Here is an 18,569-nt window from a genome sequence, read left to right as displayed (position 1 = left end):
CGACTGCCAGTCAGATTTTCGCGAGATGATGAGTTCAAAACATCACAAATGGCCCAGAAAAAGGAACGCTTTGCATGATTACGCGCAGAAGATTCACCAAGCTTTTTGGGGCTACCGTTATCAGCGCGTCGACGGGGCTTGTTTCACTGAGTGCCAAAGCAGACAGCTCACTTGAGCGCGTGAAATCCTCAGGCGTCTTGCGTATCGGCTCCATCGCCGATGGCGCGCCTTATTATCAGAAGAGCCTGACCGGCGGCCCATGGCGCGGCTTCTACATCGACATCTGTCAAAAGCTTGCCGATGATCTGGGCGTGAAGCTCTCGATTCTGGAAACCACCTGGGGTAACTCGGTGCTGGATTTGCAGGCCGACAAGATCGACGTGTTCTTCGGGCTGAACCCTACGCCAGAGCGACAGAAAGTCATCGACTTCTCCGGTCCTGTATTCAAGAACTCGTTCACGTTCATTGCCAAAAAATCGGTCACGGCAAAGACCTGGGATGAATTCAACACTGCCGATATGCGCATCAGCGTCGATGCAGGCTCCTCTCACGACAGTGCAGTGACCCGACTCGCGCCGAACGCTACGGTCTCACGCCTTAAAACCGCCAGTGACGCCACGGCAGCGCTGCAATCCGGCCGTGTGGATGCGCAATGCCTGGTGATGGTTCTGGCGCTTGCCCTGCGAGCGAAGAATCCGGCGATCGGTCAACTGATTGTGCCAACGCCCATTAACTCCACCACCTCCAACGCCGGCTTCCGTCGCGAAGAAGATACTTCCTGGCGCGAATTTGTTGATGCATGGATCACCGAGCATCGTGCCAACGGCTTCATCAAGGACGCGATCATGCGCAACATGGAACTGGTCAAAGTCACCGCGAAAGACTTCCCGGAAGGCTTTGAAATCTGAACTCCTTTCTTGGAGATCGGGCAGTTTTCAAACCTGTGTATTTGATGTGTTAGGTGACGTGGGGTTTTGACATGTACGAGTGGGATTTTTCCGCACTCTGGGAATATCGCTGGCTACTGCTTGAAGGCCTTGGCCTGACAGTGTCCTTTACCGCTGCCATCGTGGTGGGCGGGTTGGTCATTGGATTGTTGGCGGCAATGGGGCTGCTGTCTCGTTTTGCGCTGGTGCGGGCTTTCGCACTGATGTTCACAGAGGTCTTTCGCTGCACACCCGTGTTGGTGCAGCTGATCTGGTTCTACTACGCGCTGCCGATTCTGGCGGGTGTCGAGATGACGCCGATTACCGCCTCGCTACTGGCCTTGTCATGTTATGGCGGTGCGTTCTACGCCGAGATCATTCGCGGTGGCATTGTCTCCATCGAGGCAGGGCAGCGCGAGGCGGGCGGGGCGTTGGGCATGACGCCGATGCTGACCATGCGGCGGATTATTCTGCCCCAGGCAATCCGGCGCATGATTCCTGCGCTGATGAACCAGTCGATCATGCAATTCAAAAATACCTCGCTGGTGTCGGTGTTGGCCGTGCCCGACCTGGTGTACCAGGGGCAGATGATTGCCCACGACAGCTTTCGTCCGCTTGAGACGTATTCGGCGGTGGCCGTCGCTTACTTTCTGATCCTGTTTCCGCTCACCCTGATCGTGCGCTATCGCGAGAAGAAACACGGAGCCATCCAATAATGTCCGCGAAACCAAAGATCGAAATCACCGAGCTGCGCAAAAGTTTCGGTGCGCTGGAGGTGTTGAAGAACATCAATTTCAAGGTCGAGGAGGGCGGTGTTGTTTCTTTGATAGGCCCTTCCGGATCGGGCAAATCGACGCTCCTTCGCTCCATCAATTTGCTGGTTGAACCCGATGCGGGCGAAATCCGCGTGGGGGACACTACTTTTCTTTTTGGTCAGGGGCATCGGCCGCCGGGCACTAAAGAGCTTGCGGCTTTCAGGGCAAGAACCGGGATGGTCTTCCAGAACTTCAACCTTTTTCCGCACATGAGTGTGCTGGAAAATGTCATGGAAGCGCCGGTTCATGTGCGTCGCCTGAGCAAGGGCGTGGCACGTGATCTGGCCATGGCGCAGCTGGAAAAAGTGGGGCTGGCTGACCGCGCACAGCAAATGCCCAAGACCCTGTCTGGTGGCCAGATGCAGCGCGTGGCCATTGCCCGGGCGCTGGCGATGGAACCTGAGGTGATGCTGTTCGATGAGGCCACTTCAGCGCTGGACCCTGAATTGGTGGGCGAGGTGCTGGTCACGATGCAAAGGCTGGCGGCCGATGGCATGACCATGGTCATCGTCACCCACGAAATCGCTTTTGCTCGTGAGGTGGCTGACAGAGTGGTGTTCATGCGTGACGGCTACGTGGTCGAGGAAGGGCCAGCGCGCGAGACCATCGACAACCCGCGTGAAGACGCGACGCGTAATTTCCTCAACCATTTTCATAAAGGTAGCGGCGCCCGTTGATCAGGGCCTCACCGATTTAAACAGACATTAATCGTGCCCAGTCTCTGATTTTTCGGGCTGCGCTGCGGGCGGAGGAGTCATGACCATGACAAACGAAAGCATTCAAAGGCTGCGGGTCTTTTTGATTGAAAGCCCGATCAAAATGGCGCGGCTTCAGGGCGTGGGTAACGTCAAAGGCAGCGTGAAACGTGTGCTGGTGGAACTGACCTCGACCTCCGGCATTGTCGGCTGGGGAGAGGCTGCGCCCTGGGAGGTTTTCACCGGTACGGCCGAGGGGGCGTTTGCCGCCATCGACACTTATTTGCGCCCACTGGTAATAGGGGCAAACATCCGCTCGATTCGCGCCACAACATTGGCCATGGACACTGCGCTGGTCGGTCACGGTGAAGCCAAACTCGCCATTGAGACAGCGATGTTCGACATCCTCGGCAAATCCTGCGGGCTGTCGGTCGCCGATCTGTTGGGCGGCAGGGTACGCGACAGCATTCCCCTTTCGTTCTCGATTGCCGACCCCGATTTTGATGCTGACATGGAGCGCATGCGGGCGATGGTTCCTGCGGGTAACCGAATATTCAAGGTCAAGACCGGGGTCAAATCCCACGCTGAAGACATGGCCCACCTGGACGCCATGCGCAGCGAGTTCGGCAACTCCATTGATCTGCGCCTCGACTATAACCAGGCGCTGGCGCCCTTTGGTGCGATTAGTATCCTGCGTGACGTCGACCAGTTTCGTCCAACCTTCATTGAACAGCCTGTCCCTCGCAGTTGCCTGGCGGCCATGGCGTCTTTTGCCGACGCGCTGGACACGCCGATTCTCGCTGACGAGAGCTGCTTTGACGCGCGCGATCTGATGGAGATCATCCGTCTTGGCGCGGCCGATGCGATTTCGGTGAAACTGATGAAGGCCGGGGGAATACTCAAAGCACAAGGGATCATGGCCATTGCCGACACCGTGCATATTCCGGCTTATGGCGGCACCTTGTGGGAGGGTGGTATCGCGCTGGCCGCAGGCACTCAGTTCATCGCCGCGACACCGGGTATGTCGCTGGGCTGCGAGTTCTACATGCCTCACCACGTACTGACCGAGGATGTACTGGAGGAGCGCATTCCCAACCATGACGGTGCCGTGATCGTTCCGACCGGGCCCGGCCTTGGCATTTCGGTCTCAGAGTCATCACTGCGCGGCAATGCGCGCATCCTGGCTGAACGATGAGCAGCGCATCCGTCATGAATCAGAACGTGGCAGAACCAGCCCGGCATATCGTGGTTATTGGCGGCGGTATCGTCGGTGCGTGCACGGCCCTGGCGTTGCTGAAGGATGGCCACCGCGTGACGATTCTGGAGCCCGCAGAGCTTGGCGGTGAGCAAGCCGCGAGTTACGGCAATGGCGCGTTCCTGAGCCCGGCATCGATTATTCCGATGTCAATGCCGGGGCTCTGGAAAAAGGTCCCCGGTTTCCTGCTTGATCCTCAGGGGCCGTTCACGATTCGCTGGCAGTACCTATTGAAACTCGCGCCGTGGCTGATCCGCTTCGTCAAGGCAGGCGCAACGCCCGCCAAGGCTGCCCGAACAGCCGGTATCCTTTCTACGTTGTTGTCTGATGCGCCCGCGCGACATCTGGCGCTTGCCACTGCATGCGACGTGCCGGAACTCATTCGTCAGGATGGCTTGCTCTATGTCTATCCGGACCGTGACGCTTTTGCCCAGGAGGCTTTTTCATGGCAACTAAGGCGCGACAATGGCATTCAGTGGTGGGAACTGGACGCCGATGCCCTGCATGAATTCGAGCCTGCCCTGAGTCATCGGTATACCTTCGGCGTGTTGCTCGAAAGTGGCGGTCACTGTCTCGATCCGGGGGCATATGTGCGCGGCCTGGTTAACAGCTTCACCGCGCTGGGCGGCGAGCTGATTCAGGCGCGGGCCGAGGGGTTCAATATCAGCAACGCTCGCCTGCAAAGCGTGCGTACTGACAAGGGCGCCGTCGTCTGCGATGGCGCTGTTATCAGCGCAGGTATTCACTCCAAAGTGCTCGCGAGAAGTGTCGGCGATAAAGTTTCTCTGGAAAGCGAGCGCGGTTACCACGTGCAGATCGCTCAGCCTGCCAGTGGCCCGCGCATCCCGGTAATGCCCTCTGACGGCAAGATGGCCAATACCATGACGCTCAGCGGTTTGCGTGCTTCCGGTCAGGTGGAGTTGGCCGGTGTCGATTACCCGCCGGACTGGAAGCGTGCAGACATCTTGTTGCATCACTTGCTGAAGACCTATCCCGGACTGGGCGATGATCCCACGCAATTGAACATATCCCGCTGGCAGGGCAATCGTCCTTCAACACCGGATGGGCTGCCAGTTATCGCCAAGGCAAAAGCGACGCCTGACGTCGTGCATGCCTTCGGCCATGGCCATGTCGGCCTTGCTTCGGCGCCCATGACGGCTGAAATTGTCGCGAGTCTGTTTGCCGGAGAATCGCCGCCGATCGATATCACGCCTTTCGCGGCATCGCGTTTCTGATTCAAGGAGTTCGCAACGTCGGCGGACGTAAACTGCATAAGCTTATGTTTATACGTTTCTTCAATAGTTTTCGTAAATTATTATAATTAAATGGAATTTAAAAAACGTCGCTCATGGTTTGCAGAATGAGCGGCGCATCCTCGAAAGGCGAAGGATTCCATGACCCTACGAAAACTCATTCTTGCGGCAGGTTTGATGCTTGCGGCGGTAACGGCGCAGGCCGAACAGACCATCAATATCGGCTATCAGCGCTCGTCCACGCTGTGGATCCTGCTCAAGGAAAACGGCCAGTTGGAGGAACGCCTCAAGCCTCTGGGTTTCAACGTCAACTGGCATGAATTCAGCAGCGGCCTGCTCAGTGCATTGAACGCTGGCGCAGTGGATTTGCACGCCGATGTCGCCGACGCTTTTGCCCTGTTTACTCAGGCCGCCGATGCTCCGTTGACTTACTACGCACGTGAAGCGGCGTCACCCAGCGCTCAGGCAATCATCGTCGCGAAGGATTCACCGATCAAAAGCGTGGCGGACCTCAAGGGTAAAACCGTGGCGGTGTCCAAGGGCTCGGGGAGTCACTTTCTGTTGATTTCCGCGCTTAAGCAGGCCGGGCTGACCCTCAATGATATTACGCCGCGCTATCTGGAAGCGCCGGACGGTGTGGCTGCTTTTGCCAGTGGCAAGGTCGATGCCTGGGCAATCTGGGATCCGTTCCTGGCGACTCAGCAGCGTGAACATCAAGTACGCATCATTACCGACGGCAGCCAGGGGTTGGCCAACTACAACCGTTTCTATCTCGCCAATACCAGCTTTGCCAAGGCTCACCCAGAAGTCCTGCAGGTGGTGATCGACACCCTGCGTGATTCCGGCAAGTGGGTTAAATCGCATCCGCAGGAGGCGGCGAAAATCCTCGCGCCGGTGTGGGGCAATATCCCTGTCGAAACCGTGGAACTGGCTAACAGCCGTCGCAGCTACGACATCATCCCCGTCAAGCTGGATGAGCTAGCCGAGCAACAGCGCATCGCCGACACCTATTACGGCGCAAAGCTGATTCCCAAGCCGCTGAAGATTTCCGGCATCACTGTCTGGGCGCCTGAAAGTAAATAACGTCAGGCTTACCACTTCGACTGGAGCTGCACATGAGCCGTCAAATTCATCTGTCCGCGTTTCTGCTGACCGGTCCGGTCATTCACAGTCACGCGGTCTGGCGCCATCCCGAGACCATCGGCAATTACCTCGACCCCGAGTATTACGCACGCACGGCGCGAGTCGTGGAGGAGGGGCTGTTCGATTTTCTGTTCTTCGCTGACCGCCTCGCGGTCGGCGATCAAATGGGCGGTTCGCGGGATGTGGCGTTGCGTTACGGCGCACAGGACGCCACGCGTCTGGACCCGCTGCCGATCCTCTCGTACCTGGTTGGTCAGACTCGCAAACTTGGGCTGGGCGCAACACGTTCGACCACCTATTACGAGCCCGCTCATATCGCCCGAGAGTTTGCGACGCTTGATCATCTGTCCAAAGGTCGCGCCGCCTGGAATATCGTGACCTCAATGAATGACAGCGAAGGGCGTTTGTTCGGCAAGGACAAACACCTGGAGCACGACCTGCGTTACGACCGCGCCGATGAGTTTGTCGAAGTGGCGCTCAAACTCTGGCGCAGTTGGGAGCGGGATGCGCTGAAGCTGGACCGTGAAACCGGCGTGCTGGCTGATCCAGAGAAGATTCATCCGGTGCAGCATCACGGCGATTGGTTCAAGGTCGAGGGCCCGCTAAACATTCCTCGTACCCCTCAGGGCAGACCGGTGCTGATTCAGGCCGGCTCTTCAGGACGGGGCCGTCGTTTCGGCGCTCGGTGGGCGGAGGCAATTTTTACTATCCATCCGCATCTCAAGGCGATGCAGGCGTTTCGCGAAGACGTTCGGGGGCAGGTGGTGCAGCAGGGGCGCACGGCAGACAGCTGCAAGGTGCTGACGGCGGTAATGCCGTTCATTGGCGGCAGCGAAGCCGAGGCGAGAGCCAAGCGCGACAAACACAATGCGTTGGCGCGTCCTGAACTGGGCCTGGTGACGCTGGCCTCGCAACTGAATGTGGACCTGTCGCCATTCCCGCTGTCAGCGACGCTGGCAGACATTGCCCGGTCGCCGCTGATTCATCCGGCGGCTGCCGAGAAACTGCTGATGCAGGGCGCGGACACTACGCTGGAAGAGCTGGGACGGATCTTTGCCAGCAGCGTTCGCGTACCGCAATTAGTGGGTACCGGTGCGCAGATAGCGGATCAACTGGCGGATATTTTTCTGGCGGGTGGTAGCGACGGGTTTGTCATTTCCCCTGCTTATCTACCGGGCTCGTTCAGTGAGTTCGTCGAAAGCGTCATTCCGCACCTGCAGCGCAAGGGATTGTTTCGCAAGGCTTACGAAGGTTCGACGTTACGTGAGCATCTTGGGCTTGGGGACTTGCAAGACCGTTAAGGGGCTGTCGTTATATACCTGACGTCATGCGCGTTGCACGCAGAGCGGGTTGAACCCGGCAAGCCTTGAATTGCGCCTTTACTGGAGTAGGGCGCAACCTAAGCCCCCCGTTGCTTGTACGCCAGCCGCAGACGTTCGCGAATATTACTCAGGTGGCGGCGCATGGCGGCCTTGGCGCCGTCTGAATCGCGATTGGCGATGGTTGCGTAGATGTCATGATGTTCCTGGCGCAGCCGGGCGCTGTAATCCTCGATGGCGGTATTGGCCAGCGCCGCCGAGTTGAGGCGATTGCGGGGAATCAGGGTCAACCCCAGATGTTCGGTGATATCAGCGAAGTAGCGATTGTCGGTTGCCAAGGCTATTTGCTGATGAAAATCAAAATCCGCGGCTGCCGCTTCGGCTCGACTCACCGTTGGATCTTCAATGATTTTCAGCGCCTGTAGCATGCGCGCCAACTGGTCCTCGGTTCTGCGCAGAGCGGCAAGGCCAGCGGAGTCAACTTCAATACCAATGCGTAGCTCAATAACCGCCATCACATCGTTAAGGGTGCGATCTGCTTGTGGGTCGATCTGATCGACGCGCTGCCTGACTACAAACGTCCCGATACCGTGCCGGGTTTCAACCAGACCGTGGGATTGCAGGTGCGAAATGGCTTCACGCACCACGGTACGACTCACACCGTGCTCTTGGGTGATGTGTTTTTCCGGCGGGAGCTTGTCACCGATCTTCAACTGGCCGTCTTCAATCATGCTGGTCAGGATGTTGGCCAGTGCCAGTGTCAGATTACGCGGACGTCTTATGGACGAGTCGTTCTCTGCAGGTTCGGAAAGCGGGGTGGGATTCATGGTGTTCCACCTGATGAAGGTACGTGCTTTGGAGAGCGCCACCGCTCTTTGCATAAAGAAACGGCGCGGCTTTGGGGCCGCGCCATTTCTTGTGGAGAGAATTGACCGAGGTCAGTCTCAAGCGATTGGCTGATCGCTCCACTCGCTGTTCACCAGGCGCTTGAGGCCCAGCGGGTTAGCGTTTTGCAGTGCTTCTGGCAGCAGGCTGTCAGGGTAGTTCTGATAGCAGACAGGACGCAGGAAGCGATCGATCGCCAACGTGCCCACCGAAGTGCCGCGAGCATCGGAAGTGGCCGGGTAAGGACCACCGTGAACCATGGCTTCGCAGACTTCAACACCGGTCGGGTAGCCGTTGACCAGGATGCGGCCGACTTTCTCTTCCAGCACCGGCACCAGCCATTGGTACTTCTGCAGATCGCTCTGTTCGCCGATCAGGGTGGCGGTCAGTTGACCGCGCAGGCCCAGCAGGGCACTTTTCAGTTGCGCGTCATCAGCGACTTCGATAACCAGCGTGGTCGGGCCGAAAACTTCTTCCTGCAACAGCGGGTCGCCATTGAGCAGCAGGCTGACGTCAGCTTTGAACAACTGGGCCTGAGCCTGTTTGCCTTCTTGCGGCTTGCCTGCCAGATGGGTCACACCCGGATGCGACAGCAAGTGCTCTACACCTTTGCTGTAGCTGCGCAGGCCACCAGCATTGAGCATGGTTTGTGGAGCCTGGCCGCCCATGTGTTCCTGAAGTTGCTCAAGGAACTTGGTGAACGCTGGCGAGCTAATGCCGATAACGACGCCCGGGTTGGTGCAGAACTGGCCTGCGCCCATGACCACCGAAGCCGCCAGATCTTTGGCCACGGAATCGCCGCGCGCTGCCAAGGCTTCAGGCAGCAATACCAATGGGTTAATGCTCGACATTTCTGCGAACACCGGAATTGGCTCAGGACGTTCGGCAGCCATTTTGCACAGTGCGTCGCCACCGCTCAGGGAGCCCGTGAAGCCAACGGCTTTGATGGCCGGATGCTTGACCAGACCTTCACCAACACCGCTACCGAAAATCATGTTGAACACGCCTTTAGGCATGTTGGTTTTTTCTGCGGCGCGGATGATCGCGGAGCCGACCAGATCGGCAGTCGCCATATGGCCGCTGTGCGCTTTGAACACGACCGGGCAACCGGCAGCCAGTGCAGCGGCGGTATCGCCACCCGCAGTGGAGAACGCCAGTGGGAAGTTGCTTGCACCGAACACAGCAACCGGACCTACACCGATACGGTATTGGCGCAGGTCAACGCGTGGCAATGGCTTGCGATCCGGCAGGGCCAGGTCGATGCGGGCACCCAGGTAGTCACCGCGACGCAGGACTTTGGCGAACAGACGCATCTGGCCGCTGGTACGTCCGCGCTCGCCTTGGATACGGGCGGTTGGCAGGGCTGTTTCCTGGCAAACGATAGCGACGAAATCATCACCGAGCTGATCCAGCTCGTCGGCAATTGCATCAAGGAATTCTGCACGGCGAGCCGGGCTCAGCTGGCGGTATTCAACAAAGGCACCTTTGGCTGCCAAGGCTGCTGCGTCAATTTCCGCATCAGTGGCCTGGTAGAAGCTGTAGGGCAGGGCTTCACCGGTAGTGGCATCGAGACTTTTGTGTTGCGGCTCGCCAAGTGCGCTACGTGCGCCTGCGATGAAGTTGTGGCCGAGAACATTAGGCATCTGTGTCTCCTGTTTTTATTTGCGGGTTTTAATCAGGCTGGTGCCTGTCTTAGAGATCTGCCGACCGTTCGGTGACGGTGAAGGGAGCTTGCCATTTATCAGCGGCGCTCACAATATGTTGACAGTCATCGTACAACCAAGGGTAAAAGTGCGCAACCACGGAGATTCTATGTGGGTCTGCGACGGTGCTCGTGTGCCCTGAGCCGTATGGCTGGCTTTAGCCGGGAGGCTCCGGTGCATCCGCTGACATCCTTCGCCTGAAATACCGTCCTCCCGGCTAAAGCCGGTCCTACAGGATCAGGATCAAGCTTGCAGGCGAACATAGAATTTCCACAGGGCCGAATTTCAAGTCGATATTTTCCGGGCGCCGAGGTCCTTGACCTCTAACACCCGCAACGCATCCACGACCTCACGTAACGACCGGTTGACCGGCTTGTCCTGGCGCAGTACCAGGCTCAGGCTGCGACTCAAGGGCGGCGTCAGGCTGCGGATTTGCAGATTGCGCTGATGATGGGCGGTGGCTACCGCAATGCGTGGCACGATGCTGTAGCCCAACCCCGCAGAGACCATTTCCTTGATGGCTTCGATGCTGCCCAGCTCCATCACCGGCGTGGGCCGAACGCCTGCGTGCTGGAACCACTGGTTGATCAGCAATCGCGTACTGCTGCCCGCTTCGAATACCACCAGAGGCAGGCTGCTCAGTGTCTCGGCGTTGGTGGATGCTTTCAGGTCTGACTGGTCAGGGGCAAAGATCGCGACCATTTCGTCCTCCAGCAACGGCGTGACATGCAGGCTCCGGCCGGCCGCTGGCAAGGTCACCAGTGCCAGGTCAATACGATTCTCTTCGACGGCTTTGAGGATGGTCTCGGTATTGCCGGTGCAAACCCGTACGTCCAGTTTCGGGAAGGTCGTGCGCAGGTTTTTCAGGATGGGCGGTAATAGATGTATGCACGCTGTCGCACCGGTGCCAATCACCACTTGGCCTGCGACGCCTTGGGCGTGGCTCGCCAGATCCTGCAGCGCATCCTCAATGACTGAGTCAATGCGACCGATGTGGCTGAGCAGTGTGCGCCCGGCAGTCGTCGGTTTAAGGCGTTTACCCACGCGTTCGATCAGACGCAGGTTCAGGCGTTGTTCCAGCAGACGGATGTGCAGGCTGACTGCGGGTTGCGTCAGATTCAACGCTGTAGCAGCAGCCGAAAAGCTGCCGTGGCTTATGACCTGGGAGAAACTGTTCAGGTGATTCAGGTTCAACGGCTGCATGGCAAAGTTTTACTTATGCTGAGGATGATTAATCATAGCTTTATTAAGGTCGGCAGAGGCGGCATGATTGCCGCACTTGCAATCGTTACCGAGAACGAAGATGAACCCCGACCTGATCCTGCGCACCGCTCGTGAGGATGACATGCCCGCTGTACAGGCGATTTACGCTCACCATGTGCTGACCGGCATTGCCAGCTTCGAACTGCAGCCGCCGTCAGTTGAGCAGATGCTGCAACGTCGTGCCGAGGTGCTTTCGCGCAAGTTGCCGTACCTGGTCGCTGAACTGGCTGGAGCCGTCGTTGGCTATGGTTATGCCACGCTGTATCGACCGAGACCCGGCTACCGTTTTACTGCGGAAGACTCGGTGTATATGGCGGAGGGCATGGGCGGCAAGGGGATTGGTCAGTCGCTTCTCGGTGCGGTCATCGACCACTGCGTACAAGGTGGCTGGCGGCAAATGGTGGCGGTGATCGGCAACAGTGAAAACCATGGTTCTCTGCGGCTTCATGAAAAACTGGGTTTTCGCCGGGTCGGGGTTTTTGAGTCGGTAGGCTTCAAACACGGGCGCTGGGTTGACACCGTGTTGATGCAGCGAGCGTTGGGCGATGGCAGCGGTAGCCTGCCGGATGATCAGTAAGGTAGGAGTTTCCGATAGACTATTTGCATATTAGTTTATAATTTAAATGCATTTTCGGAATAAATAAGCCGGTGATATGGTTTTAACCAGTCACTGGAAACCTTGAGAATAGTTATAAAAAAGGATTTCGGGTGACGACCTGACCTCATTTTTTTCTCAAGGAATATCTGCATGGCAGCATTTGATCATCTCACCCGCCGTCGTCTGTTGGGCCTGACCGGCGTCGTGCTGGCAAGCCCGATACTGGCCTCTGTTCCCGGTTTCGCCTGGGCGGCCGATGAGCATGCTGGCCACCACGCCGGTGGTGACGCAGAGCCAGCAGGCACCGGGGAATTCATCAAACTTGCCGAAACACGCAAACTCAAGCTGGCGGTCAATCTCAACGCGGTGTGCCTGGCGCCCGTGGTGATTGCCCATGGGCAGGGCTTTTTCACCAAACACAATCTGGACGTCGAGCTGGTCAACTTCGGCAACTCTACAGAAGTGCTGCTGGAAGCCATTGCCACTGGTAAGGCCGATGCGGGTGTCGGCATGGCGTTGCGCTGGCTCAAAGCGCTGGAGCAGGGGTTCGACGTCAAACTCACCGCGGGCACCCACGGCGGTTGCTTGCGATTGCTCAGCGCCGTCGACAGCCCGGTGCAGAAACTCGAAGACCTCAAGGGCAAGGCCATCGGCGTCACCGACATGGCCAGCCCGGACCGTAACTTCTTTTCCATTTTGCTCAAGAAACACGGCGTCGACCCGGTGCGCGATGTGGAATGGCGGTTGTATCCGGCCGACTTGCTGGGCACAGCGCTGGAGCGCGGTGAGGTGCAGGCAGTGAGCGGCAGTGACCCGTTCATGTATCGCCTGATCAAAGGCGGCAAGGCTCGCGAGCTTTCCAACAACCTCGTCGAGGAGTACGCCAACCTCAGTTGCTGCGTGGTCGGCGTGACCGGCAAGCTGGTACGTGAAGAGAAGCGCGTCGCTGCGGCATTGACTCAAGCGATTCTCGAAGCTCACGACTATTCCGTGAAACACCCTGAAGTCGTCGCTAAAGGATTCCAGGCTCACGCGCTCAATACCTCGGTCGGAGAAGTGCAGGCGATTCTTCATGACCACACCCACGGTCACCATGCGGTTGGTGCAGCCTTGACCAAGGAAATCGTCACCTATGTGACCGATTTGCAGACGGTTGAAGTGATTCGCAAGAGCACCGACGCCGTGGCCTTCTCCAAGGAGATTACCGCCGATGTCTTCAATTGACGCTGCACCGCAGATCGCTGCACTTGAGCGTACTCCAGCCAGGTTCTGGCGGCAGGGTGCGGTGGCCGTTGTCGCCTGGGTGGGCGTGGCGCTGCTGATCGCTTACTTCCCCAATGCCACCCGTAACTGGCCCATGACTCAGGGCCTGGCCAATTTGTGCCTCGCGGTCGCGGCACTGATTGGACTGGCAGGCATTTTGGGGCGTTGGTTCCCGGCCGTGCAGCGTCGAGCCCGCCCTGCGGGAGCCTGGCTGATTGCCTTGCCGCTGCTGCTGGGGATCTGGGAGCTGCTCACTGCCAAACTGGCGTTGTTGCCAGTACCGTTTTTTGCGCCGCCACAGGCATTGCTGGATGTATACGTTGAAGACTGGCCACGGCTGGCGGACAGCTTGCTGAACTCGGCATTGCTGTTGGGCACGGGTGTGGCCTTGGGTGCAGTGACCGGTTTTGTCGCGGGTGTCGCGATTGGCTGGTCGACCAGCATCGGCTACTGGCTGCATCCGGTCTTGCGTATTCTGGGACCGGTGCCGTCAACAGCGTTGCTGCCGTTGTGCTTCTTTCTGTTTCCCAGCAGTTGGAGTGCCAGTGTGTTTCTCATCGCATTGGCCACCTGGTTCCCGGTCACAGTGCTGACCTGGTCGGGGGTTGCCAGTGTCGACAAAGCCTATTACGACGTAGCTCGCACCTTGGGCGCTAAGCCGGGCTTTCTGATTTTCAACGTGGCGATTCCAGCTGCGTTGCCTCATGTGTTTGTCGGCCTGTTCATGGGGCTGGGCGCATCGTTCTCGACCCTGGTCGTTGCCGAAATGATGGGGGTGAAATCGGGTATTGGCTGGTACTTGCAATGGGCTCAAGGCTGGGCCGCCTACGCCAATATGTACGCCGCTTTGTTGATCATGGCGCTGGCCTGTTCCGGATTGATCTCCGGGTTGTTTTTGATTCGTGATCGCCTGCTGGCCTGGCAACAAGGAGCCATGAAATGGTAGCCACCGCATCTGTATCAACGGTTTCGTCGTCAGCGGGGCTGGCGCTGCGCATCGAAAACCTGAGTCACGGTTTTGCTCTGGACGGGCAACGCCTGCCTGTTCTGGAAAACGTTTCGCTGGACGTGGCGCCGGGCGAGTTCGTCGCTTTGTTGGGGCCGTCAGGCTGCGGTAAATCGACCTTGTTGCGACTGGTTGCCGGGCTGGAGCCCGCAGACGGTGGTGCGCTGCTGGCTGACGGCTTGTCGATTGCAGGCCCCGATCCGAGTCGCGTCGTGGTCTTTCAAGACCCGACGCTGTATCCGTGGAGGCGAGTCTGGGACAACGTCGCGTTAGGGCTGCAAGCTCAGGGTCTGCTGAAGGCCCACGCAGGTAAAGTCGATGCGGCACTGGCCACAGTGGGCCTCAGCAGTTTTGCTCGCGCTTACCCGCGACAGTTATCGGGCGGCATGGCCCAGCGTGTGGCGCTGGCAAGAGCGCTGGTCAACGAACCCCGGCTGCTGATCCTCGACGAACCACTGGGTAAACTCGATTCGCTGACCCGCATCACCATGCAGAAGGAATTGATCGACCTGTGGCAACGCCAGGGTTATACGGCGCTACTGGTGACGCATGACGTAGAAGAAGCCTTGCTGCTGGCCAATCGCGTGATCGTCTTCAGCGACCGCCCGGCCAGCATCGAGGCGCAATTGACCATCGAGCGGCCTTATCCGCGCCATCGTGACGATCCGTATCTGGTCGACCTGCGCAAGCAGATTCTGGGGCTGCTCGGGCTGGCTGAGAGTTGGTGACTGGCTTCAGGACGCATGACGGGCGTGCAGCGCCGATGCGTCCAGTAACTCACGGGTGTAGGGGTGTTGCGGGGCCTGGAAGATAGCTTGTGCCGGACCTTGCTCCACGACTTTTCCATCCTTGATCACGATAAGGTCATGGGCCAGTGCCTTGACGACGGCCAGATCGTGGCTGATGAACAGGTAGGTCAGGCCGCGACGGACTTGCAACTCCCTTAACAACGCAACGATCTGTTTCTGTACGGTGCGATCCAGTGCCGAAGTCGGTTCGTCGAGCAAGATGAGCGCGGGTTCCAGCACCAAGGCCCGCGCTATGGAAATGCGCTGGCGCTGACCGCCGGAAAACTCGTGGGGGTAACGATGCCTGCTCTGGGGATCCAGACCGACCTCCTCAAGCACGCGTATAACGGCAGCGTCACGTTCCGTGCGGCTGCCGATACCGTGGGTGTTCAAGCCTTCTGCGATGATCTGCCCCACTGACATACGCGGGCTGAGGCTGCCAAAAGGATCCTGAAACACCACCTGCATCTGGCGCCGCAAGGGTCGAATCTTATCCTGGCTGTAGAGGCTCAGTTCTTTGTTGCCGAAGCGAATCGCGCCCTCGGAATCCACCAGTCGCAGAATCGCCTGGCCGAGTGTTGATTTGCCCGAGCCGGACTCGCCGACAATGCCCAGTGTTTTGCCACGCTGCAGTTCCAGGCTGATGCCATCCACGGCCTTGATATGCTCGCGATGGCGGCTGAACAGTGGCTTAGGCAGCGCGAACCAGACTTTCAGGTCGTCAACCGTGAGCAGGTTATGCTCGCGAGTATGAGGGGCGGGCGAGCCGTCGGGTTCGGCTTCGATCAATAAACGGCTGTAAGGGTGCTGCGGACTTTCGAACAGCGTCTGGCATTCAGCCTGTTCGACAATTTCTCCTGCGCGCATGACGCAAACGCGTTGCGCCACCCGGCGGACCAGATTGAGGTCATGGCTGATCAGCAACAGTGACATGCCCAGCCGCGCTTGCAGGGATCTGAGCAGTTCCAGAATCTTCAACTGCACGGTTACATCCAGCGCGGTGGTCGGCTCGTCGGCGATCAGCAGTTCAGGCTCATTGGCCAGCGCCATGGCAATCATGACACGCTGGCGCTGTCCGCCGGACAGTTGGTGTGGATAGGCTTTCAGGCGCCTGAGAGGTTGCTGGATGCCGACCAGCTCGAGTAATTCCAGCGTGCGATTGCGCGCGGCTTTGCCTTTGAGACCCTTGTGCAAAGCCAGGACTTCACTGACCTGTTGCTCTACGGTGTGCAGCGGATTCAGCGAGGTCATGGGCTCCTGAAATATCATCGCAATGCGATTGCCGCGCAGTCCTCGCAACTGCTGTTCGCTGGCACGCACCAGGTCGATGCCGCTGTAGGTGATGCTGCCTTGGGTCTGGACGTGTTTGCCCGGTAACAACCGCAGAATCGAATGCGCCGTCACCGATTTTCCCGAGCCGGACTCACCCACCAGCGCCAGGCATTCGCCGCGTTTGATGTCGAGGTTGATGCCGTGAACCACTTCTGCGCCTTTGAAGGCAACTCGCAGATTGCGGATTTCTATCAGATGGTCGTTCATTTCAGTTCCTTGAATGAAAATCGCGGATCAAGATCGCGGATCAAACGCATCGCGGCAGGCCTCGCCGATGAACACCAGCAGCGAGAGGATCAGCGCCAGCGAGAAAAAAGCCGAGAGCCCAAGCCAAGGGGCTTGCAGGTTACGTTTGGCCTGCCCGATCAATTCACCCAGCGAGGCTGTTCCGGCTGGCATGCCGAAACCCAGAAAGTCCAGCGCCGTCAGGGTGGAGATCGCTCCGGTCACGATAAAGGGCAGGTAGGTCAGGGTACTGGTCATGGCGTTGGGCAAGATGTGCTGACGCATGAGCGCGCCGTTGGTAAGGCCCAGTGCGCGAGCAGCTTTCACGTACTCCAGATTTCTGCCGCGGAGAAACTCGGCGCGCACCACGTCGACCAGCGCCAGCCATGAAAATAGCGCCATGATCCCCAGTAACCACCAGAAGCTGGGGGCCACAAAGCCGGAAAGAATGATCAGCAGATAGAGCACGGGCAGCCCTGACCAGACCTCCTGCAGGCGTTGACCCAGCAAGTCCGCCAACCCTCCGTAGAACCCTTGGATGGCACCGGCACAGATGCCGATCACAGCGCTGATTGCGGTCAACAGCAGGGCGAACAGGATTGAAATCCTGACCCCGAACAACACGCGCGCCAGCACGTCGCGTGCCTGGTCATCGGTGCCTAGCCAGTTAACCCGGCTTGGAGGGCTGGGCGAGGGCGTTTTCAGGTCGTAGTTGACCGTGTCATAACTGAACGGGATCGGAGGGAAGAGCATCCAGCCTTGCCTGGCCGCGATCAGCTCGCGGACATAAGTGCTGGAATAGTCAGGCTCAAATGGCATTTCCCCGCCGAAGTCGGTTTCCAGGTATTGATGCAGTACGGGGTAGTACATCTTGCCGTCGTAACGGATCAGCAGCGGTTTGTCGTTGGCAATCAATTCGCCGCACAGGCAGATCAGCAACAAACCGCACAGCAGCCACAGTGACCACCAGCCTCGCCGGTTAGCGCGAAAACTGGCCATGCGACGCCGGGTCTGGGGAGAGCATTCGAACATCAGGCGTTCCTCGCAGCAAAATCGATGCGCGGGTCGACCAGGGTGTAGCACAGGTCGCCCACCAGCTTGATCAACAGGCCGAACAGGGTGAAGAGGAAGAGGGTGCCGAAGACCACCGGGTAATCCCGGGATACTGCGGCTTCGTAGCTCATACGCCCGAGCCCGTCGAGACCGAATATCGACTCGATCAACAGCGAACCGGCGAAAAACACATCGATCAACGCCTGAGGTATCCCCGCGATGACCAACAGCATCGCGTTGCGGAACACGTGTCCATAGAGCACCCGGTGTTCGCTCAATCCCTTGGCCCGTGCCGTAATGACGTATTGACGGCTAATCTCGTTGAGGAAGCTGTTTTTGGTGAGGATGGTCAGAGTGGCGAATCCGCCGATGACCAGTGCGCTGACCGGCAGCACCAGATGCCAGAGGTAATCGCCGAGCTTGCCCAATAGGGACAGGCTGGCGAAGTTTTCCGAAACCAGCCCTTGAGCCGGAAACCAGCTCAAATAGCTGCCTCCCGAAAACACCACGATCAGCAGAATGGCGAATAAAAAGGCTGGCGTGGCGTAACCGATGATCACCAGTGTGCTGGTCCAGATATCAAATGCGCTGCCGTTGTGCACCGCTTTGCGAATGCCGAGGGGGATTGAAATCAGGTAAGTGATCAAGGTTGCCCATAGCCCCAGAGAAATCGTGGTCGGCAGCTTTTCGGCGATCAGATCGGTGACTTTCGCGCCGCGAAAGAAACTGTTGCCGAAATCCAGCTGGGCATAATTCTTGAGCATCAACAACAGTCTTTCGTGCATGGGTTTGTCGAAGCCGTAATGCTCCTTGATCTCCTCGATCAGGGCCGGGTCCAGGCCGCGACTGCTGCGGTTTGTGCCTCCGACTGCAGCGACCTCACCGCCGCCGCCCCCTATCGCGCCCGTACTGAACCCTTGTATACGCGCAATGGCCTGTTCAACCGGCCCACCGGGTGCGGCCTGCACAATCAGGAAGTTGACTACCAGGATGCACAGCAAGGTCGGGACAATGAGCAGCACGCGTCGAAGCAGATAGCTCAGCATG

General features: G+C 58.4%; 17 protein-coding genes. 11 read left to right on the top strand and 6 right to left on the bottom strand.

Annotated elements, in window-relative coordinates; all coding sequences use genetic code 11:
* Positions 1–74 precede the first annotated feature (74 nt).
* The 7 genes from AUC60_RS04985 to AUC60_RS04955 all read left to right on the top strand — a co-directional run bounded on the left by AUC60_RS04985 (position 75) and on the right by AUC60_RS04955 (position 7,388).
* The gene (locus AUC60_RS04985; RefSeq protein ID WP_087264998.1) at positions 75–908 is read left to right on the top strand and encodes a transporter substrate-binding domain-containing protein; all 834 of its coding nucleotides are present in this window, start codon (positions 75–77) and stop codon (positions 906–908) included.
* Positions 909–979: 71 nt separating this feature from the next.
* On the top strand, positions 980–1,642 hold the full coding sequence (locus tag AUC60_RS04980; RefSeq protein ID WP_087264997.1) for an amino acid ABC transporter permease: 663 nt from the start codon (positions 980–982) through the stop codon (positions 1,640–1,642).
* Positions 1,642–2,418: an amino acid ABC transporter ATP-binding protein gene (locus AUC60_RS04975; protein WP_087264996.1), complete on the top strand. Its 777-nt coding sequence runs from the start codon at positions 1,642–1,644 to the stop codon at positions 2,416–2,418. Before AUC60_RS04980 ends, AUC60_RS04975 begins: the two co-directional genes overlap by 1 nt.
* A 79-nt stretch (positions 2,419–2,497) precedes the next feature.
* Positions 2,498–3,631 carry an enolase C-terminal domain-like protein gene (locus tag AUC60_RS04970; protein ID WP_202973064.1) on the top strand — a complete coding sequence of 378 codons (1,134 nt, stop codon included), beginning with the start codon at positions 2,498–2,500 and terminating at the stop codon, positions 3,629–3,631.
* Positions 3,628–4,926 carry an NAD(P)/FAD-dependent oxidoreductase gene (locus AUC60_RS04965; protein ID WP_202973063.1) on the top strand — a complete coding sequence of 433 codons (1,299 nt, stop codon included), beginning with the start codon at positions 3,628–3,630 and terminating at the stop codon, positions 4,924–4,926. The genes AUC60_RS04970 and AUC60_RS04965 overlap by 4 nt, the downstream gene beginning before the upstream one ends.
* Positions 4,927–5,085: 159 nt before the next feature.
* Positions 5,086–6,027 carry an aliphatic sulfonate ABC transporter substrate-binding protein gene (locus AUC60_RS04960; protein ID WP_087264994.1) on the top strand — a complete coding sequence of 314 codons (942 nt, stop codon included), beginning with the start codon at positions 5,086–5,088 and terminating at the stop codon, positions 6,025–6,027.
* Between the two features lie 32 nt (positions 6,028–6,059).
* Positions 6,060–7,388: an LLM class flavin-dependent oxidoreductase gene (locus tag AUC60_RS04955; protein WP_087264993.1), complete on the top strand. Its 1,329-nt coding sequence runs from the start codon at positions 6,060–6,062 to the stop codon at positions 7,386–7,388.
* A 98-nt stretch (positions 7,389–7,486) separates the two neighbouring features.
* Here AUC60_RS04955 and AUC60_RS04950 read toward each other — a convergent pair whose 3' ends face one another.
* The 3 genes from AUC60_RS04950 to AUC60_RS04940 all read right to left on the bottom strand — a co-directional run bounded on the left by AUC60_RS04950 (position 7,487) and on the right by AUC60_RS04940 (position 11,197).
* The gene (locus AUC60_RS04950) at positions 7,487–8,233 is read right to left on the bottom strand and encodes a FadR/GntR family transcriptional regulator (RefSeq protein WP_087264992.1); all 747 of its coding nucleotides are present in this window, start codon (positions 8,231–8,233) and stop codon (positions 7,487–7,489) included.
* 117 nt (positions 8,234–8,350) lie between these two features.
* On the bottom strand, positions 8,351–9,934 hold the full coding sequence (locus AUC60_RS04945; RefSeq protein WP_087264991.1) for an aldehyde dehydrogenase (NADP(+)): 1,584 nt from the start codon (positions 9,932–9,934) through the stop codon (positions 8,351–8,353).
* Between the two features lie 345 nt (positions 9,935–10,279).
* The gene (locus tag AUC60_RS04940; protein WP_087264990.1) at positions 10,280–11,197 is read right to left on the bottom strand and encodes a LysR family transcriptional regulator; all 918 of its coding nucleotides are present in this window, start codon (positions 11,195–11,197) and stop codon (positions 10,280–10,282) included.
* 100 nt (positions 11,198–11,297) lie between these two features.
* On the opposite strand from AUC60_RS04940, the gene AUC60_RS04935 reads away from it, so the two are divergent.
* From AUC60_RS04935 to AUC60_RS04920, 4 genes are all read left to right on the top strand, one after another.
* Positions 11,298–11,834 (top strand): GNAT family N-acetyltransferase, encoded by a 537-nt coding sequence (locus tag AUC60_RS04935; RefSeq protein ID WP_087264989.1) that lies wholly within the window; start codon positions 11,298–11,300, stop codon positions 11,832–11,834.
* Between the two features lie 171 nt (positions 11,835–12,005).
* A complete protein-coding gene (locus tag AUC60_RS04930; protein WP_087264988.1) occupies positions 12,006–13,079 on the top strand; it encodes an ABC transporter substrate-binding protein in 1,074 nt (357 codons plus the stop codon).
* The gene (locus AUC60_RS04925; RefSeq protein ID WP_087264987.1) at positions 13,066–14,064 is read left to right on the top strand and encodes an ABC transporter permease; all 999 of its coding nucleotides are present in this window, start codon (positions 13,066–13,068) and stop codon (positions 14,062–14,064) included. Before AUC60_RS04930 ends, AUC60_RS04925 begins: the two co-directional genes overlap by 14 nt.
* The gene (locus AUC60_RS04920) at positions 14,058–14,852 is read left to right on the top strand and encodes an ABC transporter ATP-binding protein (RefSeq protein WP_087264986.1); all 795 of its coding nucleotides are present in this window, start codon (positions 14,058–14,060) and stop codon (positions 14,850–14,852) included. The genes AUC60_RS04925 and AUC60_RS04920 overlap by 7 nt, the downstream gene beginning before the upstream one ends.
* 6 nt (positions 14,853–14,858) lie before the next feature.
* On the opposite strand, the gene AUC60_RS04915 is transcribed toward AUC60_RS04920, so the two are convergent.
* From AUC60_RS04915 to AUC60_RS04905, 3 genes are read right to left on the bottom strand one after another with little or no spacing between them, the layout of a single operon-like run.
* Complete coding sequence (locus tag AUC60_RS04915) at positions 14,859–16,451, bottom strand: ABC transporter ATP-binding protein (RefSeq protein WP_087264985.1); 1,593 nt, start codon at positions 16,449–16,451, stop codon at positions 14,859–14,861.
* Positions 16,452–16,478: 27 nt separating this feature from the next.
* A complete protein-coding gene (locus AUC60_RS04910) occupies positions 16,479–17,501 on the bottom strand; it encodes an ABC transporter permease (RefSeq protein WP_087264984.1) in 1,023 nt (340 codons plus the stop codon).
* Positions 17,501–18,568 (bottom strand): microcin C ABC transporter permease YejB, encoded by a 1,068-nt coding sequence (locus AUC60_RS04905; protein ID WP_087264983.1) that lies wholly within the window; start codon positions 18,566–18,568, stop codon positions 17,501–17,503. Before AUC60_RS04905 ends, AUC60_RS04910 begins: the two co-directional genes overlap by 1 nt.
* Position 18,569: the final 1 nt, after the last annotated feature.

Source organism: Pseudomonas caspiana (assembly GCF_002158995.1).
GTDB lineage: Bacteria > Pseudomonadota > Gammaproteobacteria > Pseudomonadales > Pseudomonadaceae > Aquipseudomonas > Aquipseudomonas caspiana.
This window is presented reverse-complemented; position numbering and strand designations above follow the sequence as displayed.

Bases quoted from the DNA above. Each gene is read 5' to 3' on its own strand.
- AUC60_RS04965 (WP_202973063.1), top strand. From the start codon at position 3,628: ATGAGCAGCGCATCCGTCATGAATCAGAACGTGGCAGAACCAGCCCGG.
- AUC60_RS04945 (WP_087264991.1), bottom strand. From the start codon at position 9,934: ATGCCTAATGTTCTCGGCCACAACTTCATCGCAGGCGCACGTAGCGCA.
- AUC60_RS04985 (WP_087264998.1), top strand. From the start codon at position 75: ATGATTACGCGCAGAAGATTCACCAAGCTTTTTGGGGCTACCGTTATC.
- AUC60_RS04960 (WP_087264994.1), top strand. From the start codon at position 5,086: ATGACCCTACGAAAACTCATTCTTGCGGCAGGTTTGATGCTTGCGGCG.
- AUC60_RS04925 (WP_087264987.1), top strand. From the start codon at position 13,066: ATGTCTTCAATTGACGCTGCACCGCAGATCGCTGCACTTGAGCGTACT.
- AUC60_RS04950 (WP_087264992.1), bottom strand. From the start codon at position 8,233: ATGAATCCCACCCCGCTTTCCGAACCTGCAGAGAACGACTCGTCCATA.
- AUC60_RS04980 (WP_087264997.1), top strand. From the start codon at position 980: ATGTACGAGTGGGATTTTTCCGCACTCTGGGAATATCGCTGGCTACTG.
- AUC60_RS04935 (WP_087264989.1), top strand. From the start codon at position 11,298: ATGAACCCCGACCTGATCCTGCGCACCGCTCGTGAGGATGACATGCCC.
- AUC60_RS04915 (WP_087264985.1), bottom strand. From the start codon at position 16,451: ATGAACGACCATCTGATAGAAATCCGCAATCTGCGAGTTGCCTTCAAA.
- AUC60_RS04910 (WP_087264984.1), bottom strand. From the start codon at position 17,501: ATGTTCGAATGCTCTCCCCAGACCCGGCGTCGCATGGCCAGTTTTCGC.
- AUC60_RS04930 (WP_087264988.1), top strand. From the start codon at position 12,006: ATGGCAGCATTTGATCATCTCACCCGCCGTCGTCTGTTGGGCCTGACC.
- AUC60_RS04940 (WP_087264990.1), bottom strand. From the start codon at position 11,197: ATGCAGCCGTTGAACCTGAATCACCTGAACAGTTTCTCCCAGGTCATA.
- AUC60_RS04955 (WP_087264993.1), top strand. From the start codon at position 6,060: ATGAGCCGTCAAATTCATCTGTCCGCGTTTCTGCTGACCGGTCCGGTC.
- AUC60_RS04905 (WP_087264983.1), bottom strand. From the start codon at position 18,568: ATGCTGAGCTATCTGCTTCGACGCGTGCTGCTCATTGTCCCGACCTTG.
- AUC60_RS04970 (WP_202973064.1), top strand. From the start codon at position 2,498: ATGACCATGACAAACGAAAGCATTCAAAGGCTGCGGGTCTTTTTGATT.
- AUC60_RS04920 (WP_087264986.1), top strand. From the start codon at position 14,058: ATGGTAGCCACCGCATCTGTATCAACGGTTTCGTCGTCAGCGGGGCTG.
- AUC60_RS04975 (WP_087264996.1), top strand. From the start codon at position 1,642: ATGTCCGCGAAACCAAAGATCGAAATCACCGAGCTGCGCAAAAGTTTC.